At 61.3% G+C, this 25,158-nt stretch carries 23 protein-coding genes and 1 riboswitch; of the genes, 13 read left to right on the forward strand and 10 right to left on the reverse strand.

Features of this window, described 5'->3' with window-relative positions:
• Position 1 precedes the first annotated feature (1 nt).
• The 3 genes from C5F70_RS26740 to ahcY all read right to left on the reverse strand — a co-directional run bounded on the left by C5F70_RS26740 (position 2) and on the right by ahcY (position 3,590).
• Entirely contained in the window at positions 2–1,084 is a 1,083-nt protein-coding gene (locus C5F70_RS26740) for a hypothetical protein (protein ID WP_104904312.1), read from the reverse strand.
• Between the two features lie 78 nt (positions 1,085–1,162).
• A complete protein-coding gene (metF, locus tag C5F70_RS26745) occupies positions 1,163–2,008 on the reverse strand; it encodes a methylenetetrahydrofolate reductase [NAD(P)H] (RefSeq protein ID WP_017844969.1) in 846 nt (281 codons plus the stop codon).
• A gap of 172 nt (positions 2,009–2,180) precedes the next feature.
• A complete protein-coding gene (ahcY, locus tag C5F70_RS26750) occupies positions 2,181–3,590 on the reverse strand; it encodes an adenosylhomocysteinase (protein ID WP_017844968.1) in 1,410 nt (469 codons plus the stop codon).
• Positions 3,591–3,611: 21 nt separating this feature from the next.
• Positions 3,612–3,718, reverse strand: a riboswitch (S-adenosyl-L-homocysteine riboswitch).
• A 198-nt stretch (positions 3,719–3,916) separates the two neighbouring features.
• Between ahcY and C5F70_RS26755 the strand changes: the two genes are divergently transcribed.
• The 4 genes from C5F70_RS26755 (at position 3,917) to C5F70_RS26770 (ending at position 7,875) form a co-directional block, all read left to right on the forward strand.
• Positions 3,917–4,321 carry an acyl-CoA thioesterase gene (locus tag C5F70_RS26755; RefSeq protein WP_017844967.1) on the forward strand — a complete coding sequence of 135 codons (405 nt, stop codon included), beginning with the start codon at positions 3,917–3,919 and terminating at the stop codon, positions 4,319–4,321.
• 98 nt (positions 4,322–4,419) lie between these two features.
• Positions 4,420–6,351, forward strand: coding sequence for a patatin-like phospholipase family protein (locus tag C5F70_RS26760; protein ID WP_104904313.1), 1,932 nt, complete (start codon positions 4,420–4,422; stop codon positions 6,349–6,351).
• Positions 6,352–6,422: 71 nt separating this feature from the next.
• The gene (locus C5F70_RS26765; protein WP_017844965.1) at positions 6,423–7,310 is read left to right on the forward strand and encodes a formate/nitrite transporter family protein; all 888 of its coding nucleotides are present in this window, start codon (positions 6,423–6,425) and stop codon (positions 7,308–7,310) included.
• A gap of 178 nt (positions 7,311–7,488) precedes the next feature.
• Entirely contained in the window at positions 7,489–7,875 is a 387-nt protein-coding gene (locus C5F70_RS26770; protein ID WP_046381781.1) for an MAPEG family protein, read from the forward strand.
• 52 nt (positions 7,876–7,927) lie between these two features.
• On the opposite strand, the gene C5F70_RS26775 is transcribed toward C5F70_RS26770, so the two are convergent.
• Positions 7,928–9,112: a murein transglycosylase A gene (locus C5F70_RS26775; protein WP_046381782.1), complete on the reverse strand. Its 1,185-nt coding sequence runs from the start codon at positions 9,110–9,112 to the stop codon at positions 7,928–7,930.
• Between the two features lie 129 nt (positions 9,113–9,241).
• Here C5F70_RS26775 and C5F70_RS26780 point away from each other — a divergent pair, with 129 nt between their 5' ends.
• Positions 9,242–9,691 (forward strand): cytochrome c, encoded by a 450-nt coding sequence (locus tag C5F70_RS26780; RefSeq protein WP_017844962.1) that lies wholly within the window; start codon positions 9,242–9,244, stop codon positions 9,689–9,691.
• A gap of 5 nt (positions 9,692–9,696) precedes the next feature.
• On the opposite strand, the gene C5F70_RS26785 is transcribed toward C5F70_RS26780, so the two are convergent.
• From C5F70_RS26785 to C5F70_RS26805, 5 genes are all read right to left on the reverse strand, one after another.
• Positions 9,697–10,080, reverse strand: a complete 384-nt coding sequence (locus C5F70_RS26785; RefSeq protein WP_104904314.1) for a DUF1090 domain-containing protein — start codon at positions 10,078–10,080, stop codon at positions 9,697–9,699.
• 39 nt (positions 10,081–10,119) lie between these two features.
• Positions 10,120–11,781 (reverse strand): NAD-dependent DNA ligase LigB, encoded by a 1,662-nt coding sequence (ligB, locus tag C5F70_RS26790; protein WP_104904315.1) that lies wholly within the window; start codon positions 11,779–11,781, stop codon positions 10,120–10,122.
• Positions 11,782–11,880: 99 nt separating this feature from the next.
• Complete coding sequence (locus C5F70_RS26795) at positions 11,881–12,231, reverse strand: DUF1090 family protein (protein ID WP_104904316.1); 351 nt, start codon at positions 12,229–12,231, stop codon at positions 11,881–11,883.
• Between the two features lie 219 nt (positions 12,232–12,450).
• Positions 12,451–13,641: a methionine adenosyltransferase gene (gene metK, locus C5F70_RS26800; protein WP_017844958.1), complete on the reverse strand. Its 1,191-nt coding sequence runs from the start codon at positions 13,639–13,641 to the stop codon at positions 12,451–12,453.
• Positions 13,642–13,660: 19 nt separating this feature from the next.
• Positions 13,661–14,656: a metalloregulator ArsR/SmtB family transcription factor gene (locus C5F70_RS26805; protein ID WP_026139787.1), complete on the reverse strand. Its 996-nt coding sequence runs from the start codon at positions 14,654–14,656 to the stop codon at positions 13,661–13,663.
• Positions 14,657–14,915: 259 nt separating this feature from the next.
• On the opposite strand from C5F70_RS26805, the gene tkt reads away from it, so the two are divergent.
• From tkt to fba, 6 genes are all read left to right on the forward strand, one after another.
• A complete protein-coding gene (gene tkt / locus C5F70_RS26810; protein ID WP_017844956.1) occupies positions 14,916–16,913 on the forward strand; it encodes a transketolase in 1,998 nt (665 codons plus the stop codon).
• Between the two features lie 209 nt (positions 16,914–17,122).
• Positions 17,123–18,172 (forward strand): erythrose-4-phosphate dehydrogenase, encoded by a 1,050-nt coding sequence (epd, locus tag C5F70_RS26815; protein WP_017844955.1) that lies wholly within the window; start codon positions 17,123–17,125, stop codon positions 18,170–18,172.
• Between the two features lie 18 nt (positions 18,173–18,190).
• On the forward strand, positions 18,191–19,354 hold the full coding sequence (locus C5F70_RS26820) for a phosphoglycerate kinase (RefSeq protein WP_017844954.1): 1,164 nt from the start codon (positions 18,191–18,193) through the stop codon (positions 19,352–19,354).
• Between the two features lie 26 nt (positions 19,355–19,380).
• Positions 19,381–19,608, forward strand: coding sequence for a hypothetical protein (locus C5F70_RS26825; protein WP_017844953.1), 228 nt, complete (start codon positions 19,381–19,383; stop codon positions 19,606–19,608).
• Between the two features lie 60 nt (positions 19,609–19,668).
• Positions 19,669–20,001 (forward strand): MliC family protein, encoded by a 333-nt coding sequence (locus C5F70_RS26830; protein WP_017844952.1) that lies wholly within the window; start codon positions 19,669–19,671, stop codon positions 19,999–20,001.
• Positions 20,002–20,283: 282 nt separating this feature from the next.
• Complete coding sequence (gene fba / locus C5F70_RS26835; protein ID WP_003177554.1) at positions 20,284–21,348, forward strand: class II fructose-bisphosphate aldolase; 1,065 nt, start codon at positions 20,284–20,286, stop codon at positions 21,346–21,348.
• Between the two features lie 181 nt (positions 21,349–21,529).
• Here fba and C5F70_RS26840 read toward each other — a convergent pair whose 3' ends face one another.
• Positions 21,530–22,195, reverse strand: a complete 666-nt coding sequence (locus C5F70_RS26840; RefSeq protein ID WP_102617721.1) for a polysaccharide lyase family 7 protein — start codon at positions 22,193–22,195, stop codon at positions 21,530–21,532.
• Positions 22,196–22,507: 312 nt separating this feature from the next.
• On the opposite strand from C5F70_RS26840, the gene C5F70_RS26845 reads away from it, so the two are divergent.
• Entirely contained in the window at positions 22,508–24,613 is a 2,106-nt protein-coding gene (locus C5F70_RS26845; protein ID WP_017844950.1) for a bifunctional diguanylate cyclase/phosphodiesterase, read from the forward strand.
• A gap of 43 nt (positions 24,614–24,656) precedes the next feature.
• Entirely contained in the window at positions 24,657–25,157 is a 501-nt protein-coding gene (locus C5F70_RS26850; RefSeq protein ID WP_010207148.1) for a M48 family metallopeptidase, read from the forward strand.
• The last annotated feature ends 1 nt before the right edge of the window (position 25,158 follow it).

A 25,158-nucleotide genomic window follows, 5' to 3' on the forward strand; every position in this document is an offset into this window, starting at 1 on the left:
GTTATTTGGCGGGCGAGGTTATCAAATGTTCGTAGATCGCGCTGCGCCGCTCGCCCAGAATCAGCCTGACCACCGGGTTGGCGAACCAGTGCTCCAGTTGGTGGGCGTCGAGCGGACGTTGCTGGCGCTCTTCCTGATTCTGCCGCGCCTTGTCCCACCACACCGGGCCACACGCCTGGTCGAACTCGTTCTCGTGCTCGTAGCAACCGTAGAGAACTTCGCGGATGAACTGCTGCTGGTGCTTGGGCAAGAGCAGGGTGATCAGTTTGTACATCAGGCGCTGCAAGCGCGGCGGGCGCGGTAGGTGCGAGGAAACCTGACGCGTGTCGGCCAGGGCCTGCGCGCTGGTGGGGGCGGCCGCATGCTTGGCGATCCACGCCTTGACCTTGGCGCGGAACAGCTGCTTGCGGCTCCAGTAATGGTGGATCAGGTCCGGGCACTCGCGCACATTCACGGTGCGGTAGGCGGCGATCGACAGGCAGAACTCTTCCAGGGTGTAGGCGCCCTGGGCGTGGGGGAACAGTTCATCCATCAACTCGATGGAGTGATCGAGGATGTGCGCGTCCTGTTGCGTCAGGCCGATGACGCCGGAGTTGAGGGTCATCATGTCATCGTCGGCCACGCCCATGTCCAGCAGGCGCTGGTGCAGGGCGCTATAGAGGATGCTTTCGTGATTGTCGCCGTACTTGGTGTAGAAGGCGTTGCACAGCAGAGTGCCGGGTTGCACGCGCTCGAACAGGGCTGTGGGCGAATGGTGGAAGAAGGTGTCGGTGTCGATCAGCAGGGCTGTCGACGACTCTTCCAGCACCTGGCGCAGCACCACGTGTTTGGTGCGGAAGTGATAGCCGTGGGGCTCGCTCCAGCGTTTGCGGGTGGCGTCGTCCAGCGGGCGCACGCGTACCGGCAGCAGGCGATAGGGTTCGGGGTTGTCGCTGAATACCTGGATGTCCACGACGGCGTCCGGGGTGTCCTGCAGAAAAGCCAAGGCGCTGGCGATACTGAAGACGGCTTCCTGATGGTAGGTCTGGGCACCGAAAACCAGATACACCAGTTGCGGGCGGGAAGTCGAGGGCACTGTATTCATGGACTGCTGGGTTCCGTGGGCATGTAAAACGACAAAGGCCCTCGTAGAAACGAGGGCCTTGGCACAGCCGGGCAAACTTCAGCGTGGCAGCTTGAGGTTGTTCCAGATGGCAAGGCTAGGTTCAGCCTGGTTCAGGGTATAGAAATGCAGCCCTGGCGCACCACCTTGCAACAATTGTTCACACATCTCACTGATTACCTGTTCGCCGAATGCCTGGATGCTTTTGACGTCGTCGCCATAGGCTTCCAGTTGTTTACGTACCCAGCGTGGGATCTCAGCACCGCAGGCGTCGGAGAAGCGCGCCAGCTTGCTGTAGTTGGTGATCGGCATGATGCCCGGCACGATCGGGATGTTCACACCCATGGCCCGTACACGCTCGACGAAGTAGAAGTAGCTGTCGGCGTTGAAGAAGTACTGGGTGATCGCACTGTCGGCGCCGGCGTTGGCCTTGCGCACGAAATTCTGCAGATCGTCTTCGAAGTTGCGCGCCTGTGGGTGCATCTCCGGGTAAGCCGCCACTTCGATGTGGAAGTGATCGCCGCTTTCTTCGCGGATGAAGCTCACCAGGTCGTTGGCGTAGCGCAGCTCACCGCTGGCCATGCCCATGCCGGATGGCAGGTCACCGCGCAGGGCGACGATGCGCTTGATGCCGGCGCCTTTGTATTGGGTCAGCAGGGCGCGCAGGTCGGCCTTGCTGTCGCCCACGCACGACAAGTGCGGCGCGGCGGGAATTTTGACTTCGCTTTCCAGCTGCAACACGGTGTTGATCGTGCGGTCACGGGTCGAGCCGCCAGCGCCGTAGGTGCAGGAGAAGAAGTCGGGGTGGTAGCTGGCCAACTGCTTGGCAGTCGCCATCAGTTTTTCATGCCCAGCATCGGTCTTGGTCGGAAAGAACTCGAAGCTGTAGCGACGGTCTTGGGACATGGTAATACCCTTGGAAACTCAGAAGCCGACTGTGCAACCCACCTGCACTGCAGGAGCGAGCTTGCTCGCGAAGAACGTCAACGATAACGCGTCAAACAGGCTGTACGCGGTGCCCTTGGGTTTTTCGCGAGCAAGCTCGCTCCTACAGGTTAGAGCAGGTGGAGCTGGTTACTTAGTAGCGGTAAGCGTGCGGCTTGAACGGACCTTCGACGGTCACGCCGATGTAGTCGGCCTGGGTCTTGGTCAGTTGAGTCACCACGCCGCCGAAGCCGCGGACCATTTCCAGGGCCACTTCTTCGTCGAGTTTCTTCGGCAGCACTTCCACGGTCAGACGCTCGGCTTTCTGGGCCGGCGACAGGTCGGCGTACTTCTGGCCGAACAGGAAGATCTGCGCCAGTACCTGGTTGGCGAACGAGCCGTCCATGATGCGGCTTGGGTGGCCAGTGGCGTTACCCAGGTTTACCAGGCGGCCTTCGGCCAGCAGGATCAGGTAGTCGTCGTTCTGCGGGTCGAAATCGCCCGAGCCGGTACGGTGAACCTTGTGTACCTGTGGCTTCACTTCTTCCCATGCCCAGTTCTTGCGCATGAAAGCGGTGTCGATTTCATTGTCGAAGTGACCGATGTTGCACACCACGGCGCGCTTCTTCAGGGCCTTGAGCATGTTGGCATCGCAGACATTCACGTTACCGGTGGTGGTGACGATCAGGTCGATCTTGCCCAGCAGGGCCTTGTCGATGCTCGCTTCGCTGCCATCGTTGATGCCATCGATGAACGGCGAAACCACTTCGAAACCGTCCATGCAGGCTTGCATGGCGCAGATCGGGTCGACTTCGGAGACCTTGACGATCATGCCTTCCTGGCGCAGGGACTGGGACGAACCCTTGCCCACGTCACCGTAGCCGATCACCAGGGCTTGCTTGCCCGACAGCAGGTGGTCGGTGCCGCGCTTGATCGCATCGTTCAGGCTGTGACGGCAGCCGTACTTGTTGTCGTTCTTGCTCTTGGTCACCGAGTCGTTGACGTTGATGGCCGGGATTTTCAGCTCGCCCTTGGCCAGCATGTCCAGCAGGCGGTGTACGCCGGTGGTGGTTTCTTCGGTCACGCCGTGGACGCGGTCGAGGATCTGCGGGTACTTCTTGTGCAGCAGCTCGGTCAGGTCGCCGCCGTCGTCGAGGACCATGTTGGCATCCCAAGGCGCGCCATCTTTCAGGATGGTTTGCTCCAGGCACCATTCGTACTCTGCTTCGGTCTCGCCTTTCCAGGCGAATACCGGGATACCGGCAGCAGCGATGGCGGCGGCGGCCTGGTCTTGTGTCGAGAAGATGTTGCAGGACGACCAACGCACTTCGGCACCCAGGGCAACCAGGGTTTCGATCAGCACGGCAGTCTGGATGGTCATGTGGATGCAGCCGAGAATCTTCGCGCCCTTGAGCGGTTGCTCAGCGGCGTACTTGCGACGCAGGCCCATCAGCGCAGGCATTTCGGATTCGGCGATAAAGGTTTCGCGACGGCCCCAGGCAGCGAGGGACATGTCGGCGACTTTGTAGTCGTTGAAATCTGCAGGCGTAATTACAGCGCTCATGAAGAGCCTCCATTCGTAGTGTGCGAATGGGCGCCGTTGTGCGTTTAGTATCAGGCCAGGACAACCAGGCCGGACAACGCCCCATCCGAGCCTGACAGGTCTAACCTGCTGCAGCGCCCCTCGGACAGGTGGCGGGAGAACGGTATCAACTGAAGATGACCGTTTTGAAGCGGGTGCGATTATAGCTGTGTACGCGGCACTTCCCAAGCCTTTCTGTCGGCGATATGAAGATCCCGCATGGGGGCGATAGGCAATGGCGCATAGAGCTTGCGCCCAGGCTCTGCCATGATATTGCCCATCATTCGGCAAGACGCTTTGGAGTGACCATGAACTTCCACACCCGCAAATGGGTAAAACCTGAAGACCTCAACCCCAACGGCACCCTGTTCGGCGGCAGCCTGCTGCGTTGGATCGACGAGGAAGCAGCCATCTACGCGATTGTCCAATTGGGCAACCAGCGCGTGGTGACCAAGTACATTTCCGAAATCAACTTCGTCAGCGCCTCGCGCCAGGGCGACATCATCGAGCTGGGTATCACCGCCACCGATTTCGGCCGCACCTCCATCACGCTGACCTGTGAAGTGCGCAACAAGATCACCCGCAAAAGCATCCTCACCGTGGAAAAAATGGTCTTCGTCAACCTCGGCGAAGACGGTTTGCCCGCGCCTCACGGCCGGACCGAGATCAAATACGTGAAAGACCAGTTCAAGGAAGACAGCCCTCCTGCGTAACCGCACAGCGGTTTGATTGCTTTACCAAATCATTCCGCGTGGATCTTTCCCAGGCTTTCTCACGACTCAGGACTACGTTCTGTATCGAGAGCCTATGTATGAGAGTGTCGTCCAATCCGGCTGAGCAGATGCAGCCGCTTTCGCTCCAGTCATCGCAAGCCCCCCTCAGCCAAGACGTGAAAACCACGTTGGTTGAGGCCGCGGGACCGCGCAAACTGAGTCTTTCCCGCAATATTGACGGCCAGGTGGAGGTGGTGTTGTCGCCGCCACCGCCCAGCCATCTGGTGCTCAGCGGCGGAGGTGCCAAAGGCATTGCCTATCCGGGAATGGTGCAGGCGCTGGAGGACAGTGGGAAGCTGCAAGGTATCCAGGTTATTTCCGGCTCATCCGCCGGCGCGATTTCTGCCTCGTTGCTCGCCAGCGGCATGAACGCCGAGGTCTTCGGCAAGCTATCGAACCGCATCGACCTGCCGAGCCTGTTGAACAGCGACGACCCGTTGACAGCCTGGCTGCAAGAGGCCAGTGCTCGCCTGGGCAAACTCACCAGGCGCTTGCCAGGCCCGGCGGGCAATATCTCTCAATTGTTGCTGACCATGATGCCGCGCCTGCAAACCGAGGCGCGTCCCTTGGAGCAATTGCTGCGCGATGAGTCGCGCCAATCGGTCCTTGCCCATATCGCCGCTACGCCAAGGGCCACCCGGCCTGGTGAAGTCATGAAAATCGCCGACCGGATCAGCGCCGGCGAGGCTCTGACGTTTCGCGATCTTGAGGTGTTGAACCGACATATCCCGGCGATCAAACCGCTCAATATCACCGGCACAGGGATGTTCGACGGCCGCCCGCAACTGGTGACGTTCAACGCCAGCCTGACCCCGGACATGGACATCGCCCGCGCCGCGCACATCTCGGCGTCGTTGCCGGTGCTTTTCAAGCGCCCTGGCGAGCAGGGGCATGCCTTCCAGGAAACCGCCGAAGCCACTGCATTCCAGGACGGCGGCCTGCTGCTCAACACGCCGGCCCCCGGGGTGATCGAGCCCTCGTTTGCAGAAAGCCCGTTGAGCCAGCACGAGTCTCTGATCGTCAAGTTTGAAGCCGAAGACGCAGCGACGCCGAAAAAAGGCGGCGGTTTTTTCAGCAGCCTCGTCGACAAGCTGACCGGAACGCCCCATGCGTCCGCCGAGGCCTATCAAAATGAGCGGCTCAAGGCGTTTGCCGAGCAGACCGTGGTCCTGCCGCTGAAGACGGATAAGGGGGACTTTCGCGGCACGCTCAACGGCACCGTGAATTTCACCATGAGCGCGCAAGACAAGCAGCATCTACAGGCACAGGCGCGCAAAACCGTGGCGGCGCACTTGGAACAACGCGACACGGTGCGCGAGCATCACACGTTCGCCTCGTTGGATGACGCGGTGCTGGCAATGGACGATGCGATGCTGGCCAGTGCGCAGGCAACCTTGCAGAAAGACCCGGCCGCCGCCGCGGTGTTGATGTTCAGACAGAACGCACAACAAGCGCTGCAAACCCTGGACAGTGCCATTGCCAAGGTGAACCAGGCCCACGACACCCTGATCTTCACCCCTGAGCTGTCTGCCGCGCTGCGTAACCTGGATGCGCTCGCCAGCCGGCCTGAGCACGTCGAGTGGCTGGGGCGTCGATTGAATGCCGTGGGGCAGCGCAATTTTCAGCAGTTGTTGCAGGTGGCGGCCAAGCAGGCTTCGGGCGCCTCGCCGATGTCCAGCGTCATGGCCAGTGCGGTCGCCGAAATGAAACGGCGCGACATCGCGGTAAAGGCCGAAAACTTCACCCGCGAGGTCATCTACCCATCGCTGTACCGGCCGGGCCAGACCGACGCCAATGTCGACCTGCTGCAACGCGCTGCGGCGGATTTGGCCAAGGCGACCACCCCCGCGGCGTTCAACCGGGTGCTCGACGAGATCATTCGGCACTACGGCGCGCGCAACAAGCCCTGGTCAAAACCGTTCAGCTCGACCACGGTGGAGATGGCCAAGGCCTGGCGCATACCGGTTTAGTTGCCAGGCCACTGAACAGCCATCGTTCCAGCCTGTCGTAGCTACAGGCACCCCTTGGACTCTGGAGCATCATGGCCACGCACGACGACGGCAAGACCCCCAACCTGTCGAAGGAAGAGCAGCACGACGTCGACAAGAACCAGCCACCCCGCGCGGCGGTGCTGCATGAAATCATCCGCACCCAGGGCGACCAGGAACTGGAGCGCACGGTGGCGGCATTGTGGTGGTCGGCGCTGGCGGCCGGCCTGACCATGGGCCTGTCATTGATGGGCATGGGCCTGCTCAATTCGCGCCTGCCGGACGGTGAAGGGTTCAAAGTCATCGCCAGTTTCGGTTACTGCGCGGGCTTTTTGGCGGTGATTCTCGCGCGTCAGCAGTTGTTCACCGAAAACACCCTGACCGCAGTGCTGCCGGTGATGAGCAAACCGACCCTGGCCAATGCCGGGCGCTTGCTGCGGCTGTGGACGGTGGTGCTGGTGGGCAACCTGTGCGGCACCTTGCTGGTGGCTTATGTGATGCTGCACCTGCCGATCTTCGATACCAAGACCGATCAGGCCTTCCTTGAGATCGGACGCAAAGTCATGGAAAACGCCCCCGGCCAGATGTTCGCCAAGGGCATCGTTTCCGGCTGGATGATCGCCACCATGGTGTGGATGATTCCGTCGATGGAAAGCGCCAAGCTCTGGATCATCATCCTGATCACCTACTTGATGGCGCTGGGGGATTTCACCCACATCGTGGTCGGCTCGGCGGAAGTGTCTTACCTGGTATTTGCCGGTGAACTGCCGTGGAAGGATTTCTGGCTGATATTCGCCGGGCCGACCCTGGCCGGCAATATCATTGGCGGCAGCTGTATCTTTGCGCTGATCAGTCATGCGCAGATCCGCAGCGAAAGCAGCTTGCCGGGTAAGGTTGCAGCGGACCCGAGGCATCCGCAGCGGATCAATAAGGATCAGTGAGCGGCAGAATCAACGCGCTGCCGACACAACCCATGGCGGTTGGGGGTGTGCGTTTTGATGAGCTACGCTTGAGTGCTTTGGGCCATGCGGTTGGGCGCAGAGCCTGTGGCTGGATGCGGATCTGCATGTTTGTGATAAAGCGTTGATCGCCTTGATAAAACCAAAAAAGGAATGAGTGATGACTGTCGCTTTCTGGTGTGTATTGATTGCAATCTTTCTGCCGTACCTGTGTACCGGTGTGGCCAAATTCAGTGGCGGCAAGTTCGGGCCACGGCAGAACCATGACCCGCGTGCCTTCCTCGATACCCTGGAAGGCTTCGCCAAACGCGCCCATAACGCGCAGCTCAACAGCTTTGAAGTGACCCCGGCGTTTGCTGCCGCAGTGATCATCGCGCACCTGGCCGGCACCGCCGAACTGGTCACGATCAATGTCCTCGCGGTGCTGTTTATCACCAGCCGCCTGCTGTACATCATCTGCTACCTGGCGGACTGGGCCATCCTGCGCTCGTTGGTGTGGGCGGTGGGCATGGCGCTGATTGCGAGTTTCTTCTTCGTCTCGATCTAACGCTTGCCGCAGTGTGGGGGCTGGCTTGCCCCACACTGTCGATCAGCGTCTGTCAGGTGCCGGCCGGGGCATCCGGTACCTGGGGTAATGCGGCGCCCTTTGGCCACAACATCCAGATCTGCCCCTGCTGCTTCATATTCCCTGCCAGTTCGCCTGCGGCCGCCCCTGTGCCCCAGAACAAGTCTGCGCGCACTTCGCCGGTGATTGCGCCGCCAGTATCCTGCGCGGCGACGGGGCGCACGATCGGCGCACCGTCCGGGCGTGTGGTCGACAGCCACAACAAGCTGCCCAGCGGAATCACCTTGCGATCCACCGCCACGCTGTAGCCGGCGGTCAGCGGCACGTTCAGCGAGCCGCGAGGGCCTTCGTTGCTGTCGGGGCGGGCGCTGAAGAACACGTAGCTGGGGTTGCTCGCCAGCAGTTCCGGAATGCGCTGCGGATGCGCCTTGGCCCAGGCGCCGATGGCACCCATGGTCACGTCTTCTTTCTTCAGTTCGCCTTGCTCCACCAGCCAGCGGCCGATAGGACGGTAGGGGTAGCCGTTCTGGTCGCCATAGCCGATGCGCAATTGGCGCCCGCCTGCCAGTTGAATCCGCCCCGAACCCTGGATCTGCAGGAACTGCAGGTCCATCGGGTCGGTCAGCCAGGCGATCGGCTTGGCGGTGGAGCCTTGGCCGTTGATCGTGCTGGCGTCGTCATACGGCTTGAGTACACGACCTTCCAGGCGGCCGCGCAGGCGCTTGCCCTTGAGTTCCGGGTAGATGCTTTCGAGGTTGACGATGATCAGGTCGTCCGGCACGCCGTACACCGGCACATGGGCGGTGGGGGTTTCGGTCAGGCTGCCGGGGTAGACGGGTTCGTAGTAGCCGGTGATCAGGCCGTTCGGTGTGTTGTCGGCCGAGCGCAGGCCGAATACGTCCAGGCGTTCCTTGAGAAAACCGCGAACCGCCGCGGCATCGCCTGGCACCGCCGTTGCCGCCGCGCAGGTCGCGCCCCACACCGGGTCAGCCTTGAGGCGTTGGCAGGCGCTGCGCCAGGACTCAAACCCGGCCAGCAGTTCGCTGTCGGACACCGCCGGCAGGGCTTCCCACGGTGCGTTCACATAGGTGGCCACCGCATGGGGTTTGATTGTTTCATCTTTGTGCGTGTCCTTGCCCGCATCGCAGCCGGCCAGCACCGCGATCATCGGTAGAGCCCACGCCAGACGGCGGCTCCAGGGTTTCAAAGCGATATTCATACAAGCAATTCCTGAAGCGATTGCCCGTGCGTCGACGCGTTTGGGCAACCCTTATCGTTAATAGGGCTATTGGTCTTTGCGGGTGGGGCGAGGATACTGGCCGCCGTTTCCCGTGACCTCGAAGCCACCATGACTTTTAAAAAACTGACTGTTGTACTGCTGGCCTGCCTGGCGCTGTCCGCCTGTGGCGGCGTTGATCCGAATTCGCCCCTGGGCCAGCGCAAAGCGATCTTCAAGCAAATGCTCAAGACCGGCGAAGACCTGGGTGGCATGTTGCGTGGGCGCATCCCGTTCGACGGCGCGAAGTTCGCCGAAGGCGCGGTCAAGCTCGATGCGTTGTCCCATGAGCCATGGAAGCATTTTCCGAGCGTGCGTGAGGAAGACCACACCAGCGCCAAGGACGACGTCTGGCAAAAACAGGCGCAATTCCAGCAAATGGCCCGCGACCTCGAAGCGGCCACCGGTGAATTGGTGATCGCAAGCCAGGTGCAGCCTTACAAGGCCAGTAACCTTTCGCCTGCTGTGCAGAAAGTCGAAGATGCCTGCAGCGCCTGTCATAAGCAGTTCCGGGACCACTGACCGGTTTACTGGTCGAGTTCTTCCACCGCATCCTGCAGTGCTTTGCGCGACTCGGCCAGTTTGTCCTTGCGTTTGTTGATCTTGTCCGCGTCGCCTTTTTTCATCGCCTTGTCGAGGTCGGCCTGACGGCGGCTGACGTCATGCTTGGCGTCGAGCACCTTGTTTTCGCGTTCCTTTTTCAACGCCGCGTCGTTGCAGTTGGCCGTGACTTCACTCAGGGCTTTCTCCAGGCCGGCCTGTTGCGCGCTGTCGGCCTGTTCGATCTGGGTGCTGATGGCCTGGCGCTTGGCGGCGCAGCCGGTCAGCGGGGTTGCTTCTTCGGCTGCCAGCAGCGGCGTCGCCATGAAGCATGCGACGGTCAGCAGGGCAAAAGGGGCTAAAAATTTCATATGGAGCTCCAAAGTCGCAATCTGATGGCCGGGTCGGGTTCAAAACCCGTCTATTCCGGCCACGCGTAGTGTCTCAGCCAAAGCCTGTATCTGCGGGTCGCGAAAAAAAGCGCTGAGTTGCGCCGCGCGGCCCGGGCCGATGCCATCCAGGGCCAGCCAGGCTTGGGTGTCCTTGGCAACCAGCGCCTGCCAGTCGCCTTCCAGGTTATTGCGTGCCGCAGGCGGTACACCCAGGGCTTTGAGCCATTGAGCGAAAGGCCGTTGCCGCGCGCTTTGGATACTGTCGAGCACCCGCGCACGGCTGCGATCGCCGAAGCCCTCAATGTTAGCAAGCTCTGCCGCATCGAGGGTCAACCAATCGAGGAAGCCTGCGATTAGACCGGCCTGGATCAATACGTTCCACGTCTCCCGGCCCATATGCGGCAGGCCCAGGCCCTGGTTGCCGCTCAACCAGGTCAGGCGCGACAGCAACTGTTCTTCGCAGCCAGGGTCCAGTTGCCAGCAACTCAGGGCGTGAAAGTCCCGGGCGTTGGGGAATTGGATGTCCACTCTGGTCTCATTGCGCAGGACCACCTCGTCCAGTCGCGGGATGACCTGGCCGGCGAGGCTGATGGCGACCTGGTCGCCGGGGCGGATATCCAGGGTTTTCCAGCGTTGCAGGGAGCCGGTGCTGACGCGGCTGATCTGCCGGTCGTCCAGGCGCACCGGTTCGAGTTCCAGGATAGGGGTGATGCGCCCGGTGCGGCCGATGTTGAACTGCACCTTGCGTACCAGCGCGAGGGCTTTGGCGGCGGGGTATTTCCAGGCGACTGCCCAGTAAGGCGCACTGACCTGCCAGCGCTTGGCGGGTGCGCGCGTGGCCTGGTGCAGCACGACGCCATCACTGGCAAAAGGCAGTGGATGGTTGTACCAGTAGGTGCGCCAGCGGGCGGCGCCGGCGATGTCCTGGATGGGCCGGCTGTAGCGTTGGCTGTCGATGAAGCCCCAGCCTGCCAGGGTGGCCAGGCGCTCGGTGAAGTCCGCCGGGCCATCGGGCCAGGCCCAGACAAACAGACCGATCCCGGCGGCCTCGGCGTCGCTCAACTGTCGACGGTTCATCAAACCGGCCACCTTGCTGCGCGCATTGAGCCCGCCCAGGCTTGATTGCACATGGTCGTCGAGACGCCAATAGAGCTCACCTTGCAGCACCAGGTCGATGGGCTCCGGCAGTTGCTGGACGATACCGGGGATTTTTTTCGCGCAGGCCGACCAGTCCTGGCCGAGCAGGCCGTCGCCCCGGCTGATCACTTGGTGCAGGCGCCCCTGGCGGTACACCAGGGTCACGGCGACACCATCGACCTTAGGCTGGACCCACACATCTTGGCGAACCTGGAGCCATTCGCCGACGGCGTGTTCGTCGAGCAATTTGTCCAGGCCCGTATGGGCCACCGGGTGCGGCGAGGTGCCCCGTGAGCTGGCCAGAGGCTTGTCGGCCACCGCCGCCGGTTGCGGGAAACACCGTTGCCAGTGAGCCAGGCGCTGGCGGGCCTGGTCGTAGAGTTCGTCGCTGATGGGCGAATGGCCGAGCCGGTGGTAACTGTCGTCCCAGAGGCTGATTTGCCGAGCCAGCGGGCCGATTTGTGCCCGTGCGTCATCGGGGCACTCTTCAGCCCTGGCCAACCCGGTTAGAACACTGAGTAAAAGAACGATCAGCAAGCGCATCGGGAGCATCCTTGCTCGGTAAGGGGCGTTCAGCCTAAGGGATCTTCGCGCCCACAAAAAAGCCCCGACAGAGCGGGGCTTTTTACCGGGTGTTTCTGCTTACTTGAACAGACCACCCAGGGCTTTCACGGCATCGTTGTTTTCTGCCTTGGCCTGCTGCTTTTGCTGCTTGGCATCGACGTTGGCCTGGGACTCGGCGAGTTTGTTACAGCCTTTGTTGACCTGCTCCAGCGCAGCTTCGAAGGCCTTCACTTTCAACGCGTCGTTCTTGGCATTGGCCGCGTCGATCTTGGTTTGCAGGTCTTTGGCATGCTGCTGGCAGTCGCCGGAGTTGCCGCCACCGAGCTGGGAGCTCAGTGCGCCACTCAGTGCGCTCAGGTCGGCGGCGTTCACCGGCAGGGCAAACAGGCTGAGCAGCAGGGCGGCAGGGGCGAGCGTGGAAATATGCATGAAAACCTCAATGTCCGATTGCCTGCGCGCTGATGAGTCCCGGGCCGGCGCAGTGCAATATCCAGAATAAGGTGGAGGGCCCGAGAGGGCGCGGATTCTAGTGGGCCACTATTTAGCCTGCAAGGTTTGGATCCAAAAAATGTGAACACCGAGGCGAAACTCCCGACAATAAAAAGCCCCGCCGGGCGAACCCGGCAGGGCTTTGGGTAGCGCAAGCGATTACAAGCCGGCAGCGATACGCAGGTCGTTGGCGCGGTCGGTTTTTTCCCAGGTGAAGGTGGTGAAGGTGTCGTCGCCGACCGTCTTCTGCGCCGGGGTACGGCCGAAGTGGCCGTAGGCCGCGGTTTCCTGGTACATCGGGTGCAGCAGGTCGAGCATGGTGGTGATCGCGTAAGGGCGCAGGTCGAAGATCTCGCGCACCAGTTTGACGATCTTGTCATCGCTGATCTTGCCGGTGCCGAAGGTGTTCAGCGAGATCGACGTAGGCTGGGCCACGCCGATGGCGTAGGACACCTGAATCTCGCAACGCTCGGCCAGGCCAGCGGCGACGATGTTCTTGGCCACGTAGCGGCCGGCGTAGGCCGCCGAACGGTCAACCTTGGATGGGTCTTTGCCGGAGAACGCGCCACCGCCGTGACGGGCCATGCCGCCATAGCTGTCGACGATGATCTTGCGCCCGGTCAGGCCGCAGTCGCCCACCGGGCCACCGATGATGAACTTGCCGGTCGGGTTGATGTGGAACTGGGTGTCCTTGTTCAGCAGTTCAGCCGGCAGCACGTGCTTGACGATCAGCTCCATCACGCCTTCGCGCAAGTCGGCGTAGGAAACGTCCGGGTTGTGCTGGGTCGACAGCACGACAGCATCGATACCGACCACTTTGCCGCCTTCATAACGGCACGTCACCTGGGACTTGGCGTCCGGACGCAGCCACGGCAGCAGGCCGGATTTGCGGGCTTCGGCCTGGCGCTGCACCAGTTGGTGCGAGAAGGTGATCGGCGCTGGCATCAGCACGTCGGTTTCGTTGCTGGCGTAGCCGAACATCAGGCCCTGGTCGCCGGCGCCCTGGTCTTCTGGCTTGGCGCGGTCGACACCCTGGTTGATGTCCGGGGACTGCTTGCCGATGATGTTCATCACGCCGCAGGTCGCGCCGTCGAAGCCGACGTTGGAGCTGTTATAGCCGATGTTGGTGATCACCTCGCGGACGATATGCTCCAGGTCGACCCAGGCCGTGGTGGTGACTTCGCCGGCGATGATCGCCACGCCCGTTTTCACCAGAGTCTCGCACGCCACACGGGCGAACTTGTCTTCAGCAATGATGGCGTCCAGCACCGCATCAGAAATCTGGTCGGCGATTTTGTCCGGATGCCCTTCAGACACGGACTCGGAGGTGAAAAGGGAGTATTCGCTCATCTCGATGTTTTCCTGATATTTACCGATGGTGAGTGTCGCCAGCCGGTCGCTGAAAATGGCGGACCTGGATCTGGAAACCATTACGTAAACCTACATAGAGGCTTTCCCCGGGAACGAGTCCCGCAGCGGTGGCCCAACGGGCCAGATCGTCCTGTTCAAAACCCAACCAGAGATCACCGCAGGCCTCCCTGGCCCAATTCTGGTTGTGGCTGCATAAATCTGTAACCAGCAGGCTACCGCCGGGTTGCAGCAAATTCGCCATCTGCTTGAGGGCGTCGGCGGGGGCGGCAAAATGGTGCAGGACCATGTTCAGCACCACGCAATCGGCCCGCAGGCTGGTGTCATTCAGGGCATCGGCCAACTGCAGGCTGACGTTGCCCAAGGCTTCGCGCTCGCACAGCTGGCGTGCCAGTTCGAGCATCGCCGGGCTGTTGTCCAGCGCCGTGACCTGTTGAAAGCGGCGCGCCAGTTCCGGCAAAAAGCCGCCATCGCCAGGCCCGACTTCCAGGGCCGTCGCTTTATGACTGAAGCTCAGCTTGTCCAACAACGCCAGTACACTTTCGCGATATTGCGGCAAGCCGGCGATCAGGTCTTGCTGGGCGCGAAACTTCTCGGCGACCCGTGAGAAAAAGTCCTGGCTGGCCGCCGCACGCTGCCCGTGAACCTGGCCGATGCGTGATTGCACGTCGCCGGGCAGGCTCAAGTTGTCCACTTCTTCCAGCAGCGCGCTGTGCAGCTTGCCGCCGAGCAACTCGGTGTGGGGCAGGGCACGGCGGTAAAAAATCGCATTGCCTTCGCGGCGGGTGGCCACCAGGTCGGCCTGGGCCAGGACCTTCAAGTGATGGCTCATGCCCGATTGGCCGATGGCGAAAATCTGCGCCAGTTCCAGCACGCCGAAGGAATCGTTGGCCAGCACCCGCAAGACGTTCAGGCGCAACGGATCGCCAGCGGCCTTGCATAAGGCTGCCAGTTCATCGCCATCGTCGGGACGCAGGGAGGGCACGGGTAAGTTCATAAGGCCAGCAGTCTAGTGACGGGTGGAAATCATCGCAAGGCCAATATCAAAAAGTTTTGATATTGGTCGATAAGTGGCGGTTATAAGCGAGCGCTATTCCCGTTAGACGAAGCGGCGGCAGGGTTCTGCAGGCGATTGCCGCGCAAACCACAGGAAAAACGCCCTCAAGTGACTATCTGTCATTGCCCGCAGGCGGTGGCTGAGGGAAAATGCCGGTCCTTTTTTCCGTTTCTTTTATTCAACCCTCAGGAGAACAGCGATGCCCAGCCGTCGTGAGCGTGCCAACGCCATTCGTGCCCTCAGCATGGATGCCGTGCAAAAAGCCAACAGCGGCCATCCCGGTGCCCCGATGGGCATGGCGGATATCGCCGAGGTACTCTGGCGTGACTACCTGAAACACAACCCGACCAACCCGTCTTTCGCCGACCGTGACCGCTTCGTGCTGTCCAACGGCCACGGCTCGATGCTGATCTACTCGCTGCTGCACCTGACCGGCTACGATCTGACCATCGACGATCTGAAAAACTTCCGCCAGTTGCACAGCCGTACCCCGGGTCACCCGGAATTCGGCTACACCCCAGGCGTCGAGACCACCACCGGTCCCCTGGGCCAAGGCCTGGCCAACGCCGTCGGTTTCGCCCTGGCTGAAAAAGTCCTGGGCGCGCAGTTCAACCGCCCCGGCCACCACATCGTCGACCACCACACCTACGTATTCCTGGGTGATGGCTGCATGATGGAAGGCATTTCCCATGAAGTCGCTTCCCTGGCCGGTACCTTGGGCCTGGGCAAGCTGATTGCCTTCTACGACGACAACGGCATCTCCATCGACGGCGAAGTCGAAGGCTGGTTCACCGACGACACCCCTAAGCGTTTCGAAGCCTATAACTGGCAGGTGATCCGCAACGTCGACGGCCACGACCCGGAAGAAATCAAGACCGCCATCGACACCGCCCGCAAGAGCGAGCAGCCGACCCTGATCTGCTGCAAGACCACCATCGGTTTCGGCTCGCCGAACAAGCAAGGCAAAGAAGACTGCCACGGCGCCCCGCTGGGTGACGCGGAAATCGCCCTGACCCGTGAAGCGCTGAAGTGGAACTACGGCCCGTTCGAAATCCCGGCCGACATCTACGCCGAATGGGATGCCAAGGAACAAGGCCTGGCCACCGAAGCCGAGTGGGACCAGCGTTTCGCCGCCTACTCCGCCGAATTCCCGGAGCTTGCCAATGAGCTGGTACGCCGCCTCGCCGGTGACCTGCCTGCCGACTTCGCGGAAAAAGCCTCGGCCTACATCGCCGAAGTCGCGGCCAAGGGCGAGACCATCGCCAGCCGTAAAGCCAGCCAAAACACCTTGAACGCCTTTGGCCCGCTGCTGCCTGAGTTCCTCGGCGGTTCGGCCGACCTGGCCGGTTCCAACCTGACCCTGTGGAAAGGTTGCAAAGGTGTCTCCGCCGAAGACGCCAGCGGTAACTACATGTACTACGGCGTGCGCGAATTTGGCATGAGCGCGATCATGAACGGCGTGTCCCTGCACGGCGGTCTGGTGCCTTACGGCGCGACCTTCCTGATGTTCATGGAATACGCGCGCAACGCAGTGCGTATGGCCGCGCTGATGAAGAAACGCGTGATCCACGTGTACACCCACGACTCCATCGGCCTGGGCGAAGACGGCCCGACCCACCAGCCGGTCGAGCAATTGACCAGCCTGCGCACCACGCCGAACCTGGATTGCTGGCGCCCAGCCGACGCGGTCGAATCCGCCGTGGCCTGGAAACACGCGATCGAGCGCAAGGACGGCCCTTCGGCGCTGATCTTCTCCCGTCAGAACCTGCAACATCAGGTTCGCACTGACGCGCAGATCGCTGACATCAGCCGTGGTGGCTACGTGCTCAAGGACTGCATCGGCGAGCCGGAGCTGATCCTGATCTCCACCGGTTCCGAAGTCGGCCTGACCGTTCAGGCCTACGACAAGCTGACTGCCCAGGGCCGCAACGTGCGCGTGGTGTCCATGCCTTGCACCAGCGTGTTCGAAGCCCAGGACGCCGACTACAAGCAATCGGTGTTGCCGCTGCAGGTCAGCGCGCGTATCGCCATCGAAGCGGCTCACGCCGACTACTGGTACAAGTACGTGGGCCTGGAAGGCCGCGTGATCGGCATGACCACCTACGGTGAGTCGGCGCCGGCGCCAGCCTTGTTCGAAGAGTTCGGTTTCACCCTGGAAAACATCCTGGGTCAGGCTGAAGAGCTGCTGGAAGACTAAAAGCGCGAACGCGGTGGCCAACTGGCTGCTGCACACAGATGTGCGGTGGCGACTGCCCATCGCACCCACTGTAGGAGCGAGCTTGCTCGCGAAGATCGTCAACGATAACGCAGCGTCTCTGGTTTGACGCGGCGCTCTCTCGTTCTTCGCGAGCAAGCTCGCTCCTACATTGGTTAGATGGTTTGTGTCGCCCACACTGCGAGAACCCCATGCCCCAACCGCGTCCCTACAAAGTTGCACTCAACGGCTACGGCCGTATTGGTCGTTGCGTCTTGCGCGCTCTGTTCGAGCGAGGGGCGGCGGCCGGGTTTGAGATTGTCGCGATCAACGATTTGGCCGACATGGCCAGCATCGAATACCTGACACGCTTTGACTCCACCCACGGCCGGTTCCCCGGCGAAGTGCGGGTGGAAGGCGATTGTCTGCATATCAAGGGCGACTGCGTGAAAGTGCTGCGCAGTGCCACCCCCGAGGGCATCGACTGGGCGGCGCTGGGCGTCGACCTGGTGTTGGAATGCTCCGGTGCCTATAACACCCGTGCCGACGGCCAGCGTTTTCTCGATGCCGGCGCGCCGCGTGTGCTGTTTTCCCAGCCGATGGCCAGCGAGGCGGATGTCGACGCCACCATCGTCTACGGCATCAACCAGGATTGCCTGACCGGCGCTGAGCGGCTGGTGTCCAACGCTTCCTGCACCACCAACTGCAGCGTGCCGTTGTTGCGCCTGCTGGACCAGGCGATCGGCGTGGACTACGTGTCGATCACCACCATCCACTCGGCGATGAACGACCAGCCGGTGATCGACGCGTATCACCATGAAGACCTGCGCCGCACGCGTTCGGCGTTTCAGTCGGTGATTCCGGTGTCCACCGGTCTGGCGCGTGGCATCGAACGGCTGTTGCCGGAACTTGCCGGGCGAATTCAGGCCAAAGCCGTGCGGGTGCCGACGGTGAACGTTTCATGCCTGGACATCACCATGCAAACCGTCAGCGACACCGATGCGGTGGAGGTCAACCGGATTCTGCGCGACGCCGCCACCAGCGGCCCGCTCAAAGGTTTGCTGGCCTACACTGAGTTGCCCCACGCCAGTTGTGATTTCAACCATGACCCGCATTCGGCGATTGTCGATGCCAGCCAGACCCGCGTTTCCGGCCCGAGGCTGGTGAATATCCTGGCCTGGTTCGACAACGAATGGGGGTTTGCCAACCGAATGCTGGACGTCGCAGAACACTATCTGCAAACAGCCTCTCCAAAACTTTAGCCTCAGGAATTGCCACCCATGACCGTGTTGAAGATGACCGACCTCGATCTGCAAGGTAAACGCGTACTGATTCGCGAAGACCTCAACGTCCCAGTCAAGGACGGTGTTGTCACCAGCGATGCGCGAATCCTGGCCTCGCTGCCGACCATCAAGCTGGCCCTGGAAAAAGGTGCGGCCGTGATGGTCTGCTCCCACCTGGGTCGTCCGACCGAAGGTGAGTTCTCGGCCGAAAACAGCCTCAAGCCTGTGGCCGATTACCTGAGCAAGGCCCTGGGCCGCGACGTGCCGCTGGTGGCTGACTACCTCGGCGGCGTCGACGTGAAAGCCGGCGACGTCGTGCTGTTCGAAAACGTGCGCTTCAACAAGGGCGAGAAAAAGAACAGTGACGAACTGGCCCAGCAATACGCCGCCCTGTGCGACGTGTTCGTGATGGACGCCTTCGGCACCGCCCACCGCGCCGAAGGTTCGACCCACGGCGTGGCCAAGTTCGCCAAGGTCGCTGCCGCCGGCCCGTTGCTGGCTGCCGAGCTGGACGCGCTGGGCAAGGCCCTGAAGGCGCCGGCCCAACCAATGGCGGCCATCGTGGCCGGTTCCAAAGTCTCTACCAAGCTGGACGTGCTCAACAGCCTGAGCCAGGTCTGCAACCAGTTGATCGTCGGCGGCGGCATTGCCAACACCTTCCTGGCCGCAGCCGGTCACCCGGTGGGCAAGTCGCTGTACGAGCCGGACCTGCTGGACACCGCTCGCGCCATCGCGGCCAAGGTCAGCGTGCCGCTGCCGGTGGACGTGGTCGTGGCCAAGGAATTTGCCGAAAGCGCTGAAGCCACCGTCAAACTCATCGATGACGTGGCCGCTGACGACATGATCCTGGACATCGGCCCGCAAACCGCAGCCAACTTCGCGCAATTGCTGAAAGCCTCCCGGACCATCCTGTGGAACGGCCCGGTCGGTGTGTTCGAGTTCGACCAGTTCGGCAACGGCACCAAAGTGCTGGCCAAGGCCATTGCCGAAAGCTCGGCATTCTCCATCGCTGGCGGCGGCGACACTCTGGCGGCCATCGATAAATATGGCGTTGCCGACCAGATCTCCTACATTTCCACCGGTGGCGGCGCGTTCCTCGAGTTCGTCGAAGGCAAGGTCCTGCCGGCGGTTGAAGTCCTGGAAAGCCGAGCCAAAGGCTGAGGCAGATCAGGAAAAGGAGCCTTCCCATGATCAAGTCGTTGGCACTGGTGATCGCAGCGGGCCTGTTGGCCGGCTGCGGCAGCACGCCGAGCGCGGCGCCGGCGCCTGGAAAGGCGCTGCCGGCGCAGAAAAAAAGCTGCTACCAAGCTGATTGGCAAGCCGAGACCATGCCGGTGATCAACAAGCGCATGGGCAACGAACGGCTGGAGAAATACGACTCTGCGCCCAACGGTCAGGAACAGGGTTGCCCTTGAAGGGTCTGATCAACTAACCGACTGCAACGCAGGCCCAAGGCCTGCGTGCGAGGATTGGCAATGAAAGGCGTTTTCGCCCTGGCAGCACTGGCCTTACTGGCCGGTTGCAGCAGCATGAACATGTTCAACAAGGCAGAGCCTGCCGACAAATGGACGACCTGGACCTGCGACAGCAAGGCCGAGGTCAACTGGCGCTTTGCCAACCCGGCCCGCACCGAAGTGGATGTCCGCCTCGGCGGCTCGACCCAGGTTTACCGCCTCAAGCAGGACGTGGCGGCATCGGGTGTGCTCTACAGCAACGATCAGTTGGCGTTTCACACAAAAGGTGAGGAAGGCCTGGTTTACTGGGTGGCCACCGACGATCTGATCGGGCGTGGCTGCAAGGCCCAGTAAACAGAACACGGTCTCAACATTAATGAGACCAAAATGTGGGAGGGGGCTTGCCCCCGATAGCGTTGGGTCAGCCACCCGCGATGTCGACAGGTAAATCGCCATCGCGGGCAAGCCCCCTCCCACATTGATCCGGTTCCAAAGTGATACAGGCAGTGAACCGGATAGTGAAAAAACGATTCAGCAGGCCAGGTATGCAAAGCCTGACCGGCAATAACTTGAATAGCAGCCGCCGCTACGGCAGGCTTGCACGATTAACGACCCTCGACCGGGAGAGACAACACAATGGCACTTATCAGCATGCGTCAAATGCTGGACCACGCAGCCGAGTTCGGCTACGGCGTCCCAGCCTTTAACGTCAACAACCTTGAGCAGATGCGCGCCATCATGGAAGCCGCTGACAAGACCGACTCCCCAGTGATCGTCCAGGCTTCGGCCGGTGCGCGTAAATACGCCGGCGCCCCGTTCCTGCGTCACCTGATCCTCGCCGCGATCGAAGAATTCCCGCACATCCCGGTGTGCATGCACCAGGATCACGGCACCAGCCCGGACGTGTGCCAGCGTTCCATCCAACTGGGCTTCAGCTCGGTGATGATGGACGGCTCCCTCGGCGAAGACGGCAAGACCCCGACCGACTACGAGTACAACGTGCGCGTCACCCAACAAACCGTGGCCATGGCTCACGCCTGCGGCGTCTCGGTTGAAGGCGAGCTGGGCTGCCTGGGTTCCCTGGAAACCGGCATGGCTGGCGAAGAAGACGGCATCGGCGCCGAAGGCGTGCTGGATCACAGCCAGATGTTGACCGACCCGGAAGAAGCCGCCGACTTCGTCAAGAAGACCCAGGTCGACGCCCTGGCCATCGCCATCGGCACCAGCCACGGCGCCTACAAGTTCACCAAGCCGCCTACCGGCGACGTGCTGGCCATCGACCGCATCAAGGAAATCCACAAGCGCATCCCCAACACCCACCTGGTGATGCACGGTTCTTCCTCGGTGCCGCAAGAGTGGCTGGCGATCATCAACCAGTACGGCGGCGACATCAAAGAAACCTACGGCGTACCGGTTGAAGAAATCGTCGAAGGCATCAAGTACGGCGTGCGCAAGGTCAACATCGACACCGACCTGCGCCTGGCATCCACCGGCGCGATGCGTCGCCTGATGGCCACCAACCCGAGCGAATTCGACCCACGTAAATTCTTCGGTGCCACCGTGACCGCGATGCGCGATGTGTGTATCGCACGTTATGAAGCGTTTGGTACTGCGGGCAATGCTTCGAAGATCAAGCCGATCTCCCTGGAAGCGATGTACCAGCGTTACCTGAAAGGTGAGTTGAACGCTAAGGTGAACTGAGCCTCAAGCGTTTAAAAAGAAGCCCGCAGCGATGCGGGCTTTTTTTGCGGCTGGAATTTGATCAGCTTGCAGGCGTGTAGGACCAGCACCGAGTCCTAAGGCTACACAGGGGAACGGCGTTTACCAGGGCGTGCTCATTGTGCTGATCAGACAATGCCTGCTCGTAATGAGGCCAATCCGTTCACTCGTGATCAATATCCAACTTCGCAAACGTCACCTTCGCCCCTTCCTTGCTATCCCCGCTGTTGTCCTGCACATACGCCCCCGCCTTGAAATACAGCGGCTTGCTGCCCCAGGCCGCGCCAATGCGCTCATTCCACTGCCCGTCGGCTGCTACGACACTGAGCAACCCGGCTTTGTTGAGGTTGATCACGTAGGTAAAACTCTTCTCCAGCGGCACATTGGAGGCGACGATGATCACCCGGCTTTCATCGTCGTCCGGGCGCATGCGGACCTTGGCGACAATGTTGCCGGTCTGGGTTTTTTCCTTGAACTGGTATTCCACCTTGATCAAGGGTTTCTGGCTGTCGTAGGCGTGGATCTGGCCGATGACGATTTTCCCGGAGGAGGGCACCTGGTTGACGGCCAGCGTGGCGCGCAGATAATTGTCGGCTTCGGGGTAGGTCCAGTTGCGCAGACGCCCGTCGGCGTAGGTTTCGCGCAGTTCGCTGCGGGGGTAAATGGCGTTCTCGGTACGTGTGCCGGTGACGGGTGTCCAGAATTGCACGTTGCTGCCTTCGGCCTGGAAATATTGGTCATTGAAGCCACTCATCAGCTTCGGGGTGTTGATGGTCGCGGGGGGCGAGCCGACCGGAATGCTCAGGTTCCAGGTGGAAAGATCAATCATGGCGTAGGCCTTTTTACAGATAGATATAGGCTTTGGCCCTTGGGCCAGACAGCATCTTTATAGGCGGTAGTCCGCCGCTTGTTAATGAATGCCTGGCAAATTATTGACGCCAAGGGAATGTCAAAAAGCCATGTTCCCCATGAACCGTGGGCTGCAGGGGTTGACCGTTAGTCGGCTTAGCAGTCTTTGGTGCGATGATGGCCCCCGCTTCACTTCTGATTTTTGGGAACCAAGGCTAGAGTGAGACCTCAGTGCTTGCCCGGGTTTTCTCTCAGAACTGACCGGTGCGGTACCTTAAGGAAGAGACGTAGCATGGAATGCGCTCCACACCAAGGCGATGGCGGTTCGGTTCTTCTGGTGGTCGATGACTACCCGGAAAATCTGATTAGCATGCGCGCCCTTTTGCAAGGTGATGACTGGCAGGTGGTGACCGCCGGTTCCGGCCTGGAGGCTCTGGAACTGTTGCTCCAGCACGAGGTAGACCTGGTGCTGCTCGACGTGATGATGCCCGGCATGGACGGTTTTGAAGTCGCCCGCCTGATGCGCGGCAGCCAGCGCACGCGCATGACGCCGATCATCTTTCTCAGCGCGAATGCGCAATCGCCGGCCGCCGTGCTGGAAGGTTATGCCAGCGGCGCCATCGATTACCTGTTTAAACCCTTCGACCCGCATATCCTCAAGCCCAAGGTCCAGGCGTTGCTGGAGCAGCAGCGCACCCGTCGGGCGTTGCAGCGCCTGAGCCATGACCTGGAGTCCGCCCGCGCCTTCAATGCCTCGGTGCTGGACAACGCCGCCGAAGGCATCCTCGTGGTGAGTGATGCGGGCGTGATCGAGTACGCCAACCCGGCGATTTCGCGCCTGCTCAATGCCACGCACGATGAGCTCAAGGGCAAGGATTTTTTGAGTTTCCTGCAAAAACCCCATGTGCCTGCCTGGCTGGAATCGCAGATGTACGCCGGTTTCCGTCAAGGCCAAACCTGGCGTTTGCATGATGCGATCTTGCGTACCGGCCGCGGTCAGCAGGTGCCGGTGGCGCTCTCTTGTGCGCCGTTGCCCGCCGAGCAGAAGGCCATGGTGGTGACCGTGTTGGACATGTCCGAGGTCTGCCACCTGCATCAGCAACTGGAGTTCCAGGCGGTGACCGACCCGCTGACCGGGTTGTTGAACCGTCGTGGCTTTTACCAGGCCGTGGAAAACTCCCTGCTGCGCAGCGATCGCACCGAGCAGTCGCTGGTCTTGTTGTACCTGGACCTCGACGGCTTCAAACGGGTCAACGACTCGCTGGGGCATGACGCGGGTGATCGGGTGCTGCGCTGGGTTTCGGAACAGTTGCAGAGCTGCCTGCGTTCCTACGACATTCTCGGACGCATGGGTGGGGATGAATTCACGGCGTTGTTGGAGCTGGAGTTCCCCGAACAGGCGGCGAAGATTGCGGAAAAACTGATCGAGCGGGTGTCTGTTTGCCAACAGGTGGATGGCTTGGAGGTGATGCTCGGGGTCAGCATCGGCATCGCGACTTTTCCGGATTGCGGCTCGGACTTGGGCGGCCTGTTGCGTGCGGCTGACATCGCCATGTATGAGGCCAAGCGTGCGGGGCGTCAGCAATATCGCTATTACGATCAGGAAATGAACGGTCGTGCCCGCTCGCGGCTGATGCTCGAGGACAGCGTGCGCAACGCCATTCAGAACAAGGATTTCACCCTGGTGTACCAGCCCCAGGTGTCTCTGGAGGACGGCCATCTGCGCGGCGTCGAGGCGTTGTTGCGCTGGCAGCACCCGAGTGTCGGCGATGTACCGCCGGGGCTGTTTTTGCCGCTGCTGGAAGAGGCGCGGCTGATCAGCCAGTTGAGTGCCTGGATCTACCACCAGGTCGCCGCTCAGCGTCAGGTGTGGCAAGCCATGTTCGAGGATGAACTGGTGTTGAGCGTGAGCCTGAGCAGCAGCCAGTTCAACATGCCCAACCTGGCGAGCCAACTGCAGCAAGTACTCGACCGACATGGGTTGCAGGGGCGCCAGTTGGAGGTGGAAATCGGCGAGGACAGCCTGATGCATAACCTCGAAGCGTCCGCCAAGCAGTTCAAGTTACTGCGCGCGGTCGGGGTACGCATCGCCCTGGATGATTTTGGTTCCGGCCACTGTTCCCTGGCCCATCTGCGCGACCTGCCATTCGACACGCTCAAGCTGGACCGCCAATTGGTCGCGGGCCTGCCGGGCTCGGCGCGGGATGCGGCGATGGCCCGTAGCATTATCGAGTTGTGCGGGCATTTCGGTGTGCTGGTAGTCGCCGAGGGCGTAGAGACGCTGGAGCAAGCCCAGTGGCTCAAGGCCAATGGTTGCCCGTTTGTCCAGGGGCCATGGGCGGCCCCACCGTTGATGGCCGGGGCGGTGGTCGACTGGTTGCGCGCCCGTTCCTGCTGAATTCGCTACACTGGCGCCCATTCGAACCCTGTTGCAGACCTCAATGACCGCGCTGAAATACCTCCAGGCCTATCCCGCTGCCCTTCAGGAGCAAGTGCGCCAACTGATCGCCAAGGACCAGTTGGGCGCCTACCTGGAGCAGCGTTACCCCGAACGTCACGCCGTGCAGAGCGACAAGGCCCTGTATGCCTACGCGCTGGCCTTGAAACAGGAGCACCTGCGCAACGCGCCGGCTATCGACAAAGTGCTGTTCGATAACCGCCTCGACCTGACCCACCGTGCCCTCGGCCTGCACACCACGATTTCGCGGGTGCAGGGCGGCAATCTGAAGTCCAAGAAAGAAATCCGGATCGCCGCGCTGTTCAAGGAGGCCGCCCCGGAATTTCTGCGCATGATCGTGGTACACGAACTGGCGCACTTCAAGGAATCGGACCACAACAAAGCGTTCTACAAACTCTGTGAGTACATGATGCCGGGCTACCATCAGGTGGAATTCGACCTGCGCGTGTACCTCACGTATCGCGACCTGCAGGGCAAACCCTGAC

The sequence above is a fragment of the Pseudomonas sp. LH1G9 genome (assembly GCF_002949975.1).
Lineage (GTDB): Bacteria > Pseudomonadota > Gammaproteobacteria > Pseudomonadales > Pseudomonadaceae > Aquipseudomonas > Aquipseudomonas veronii.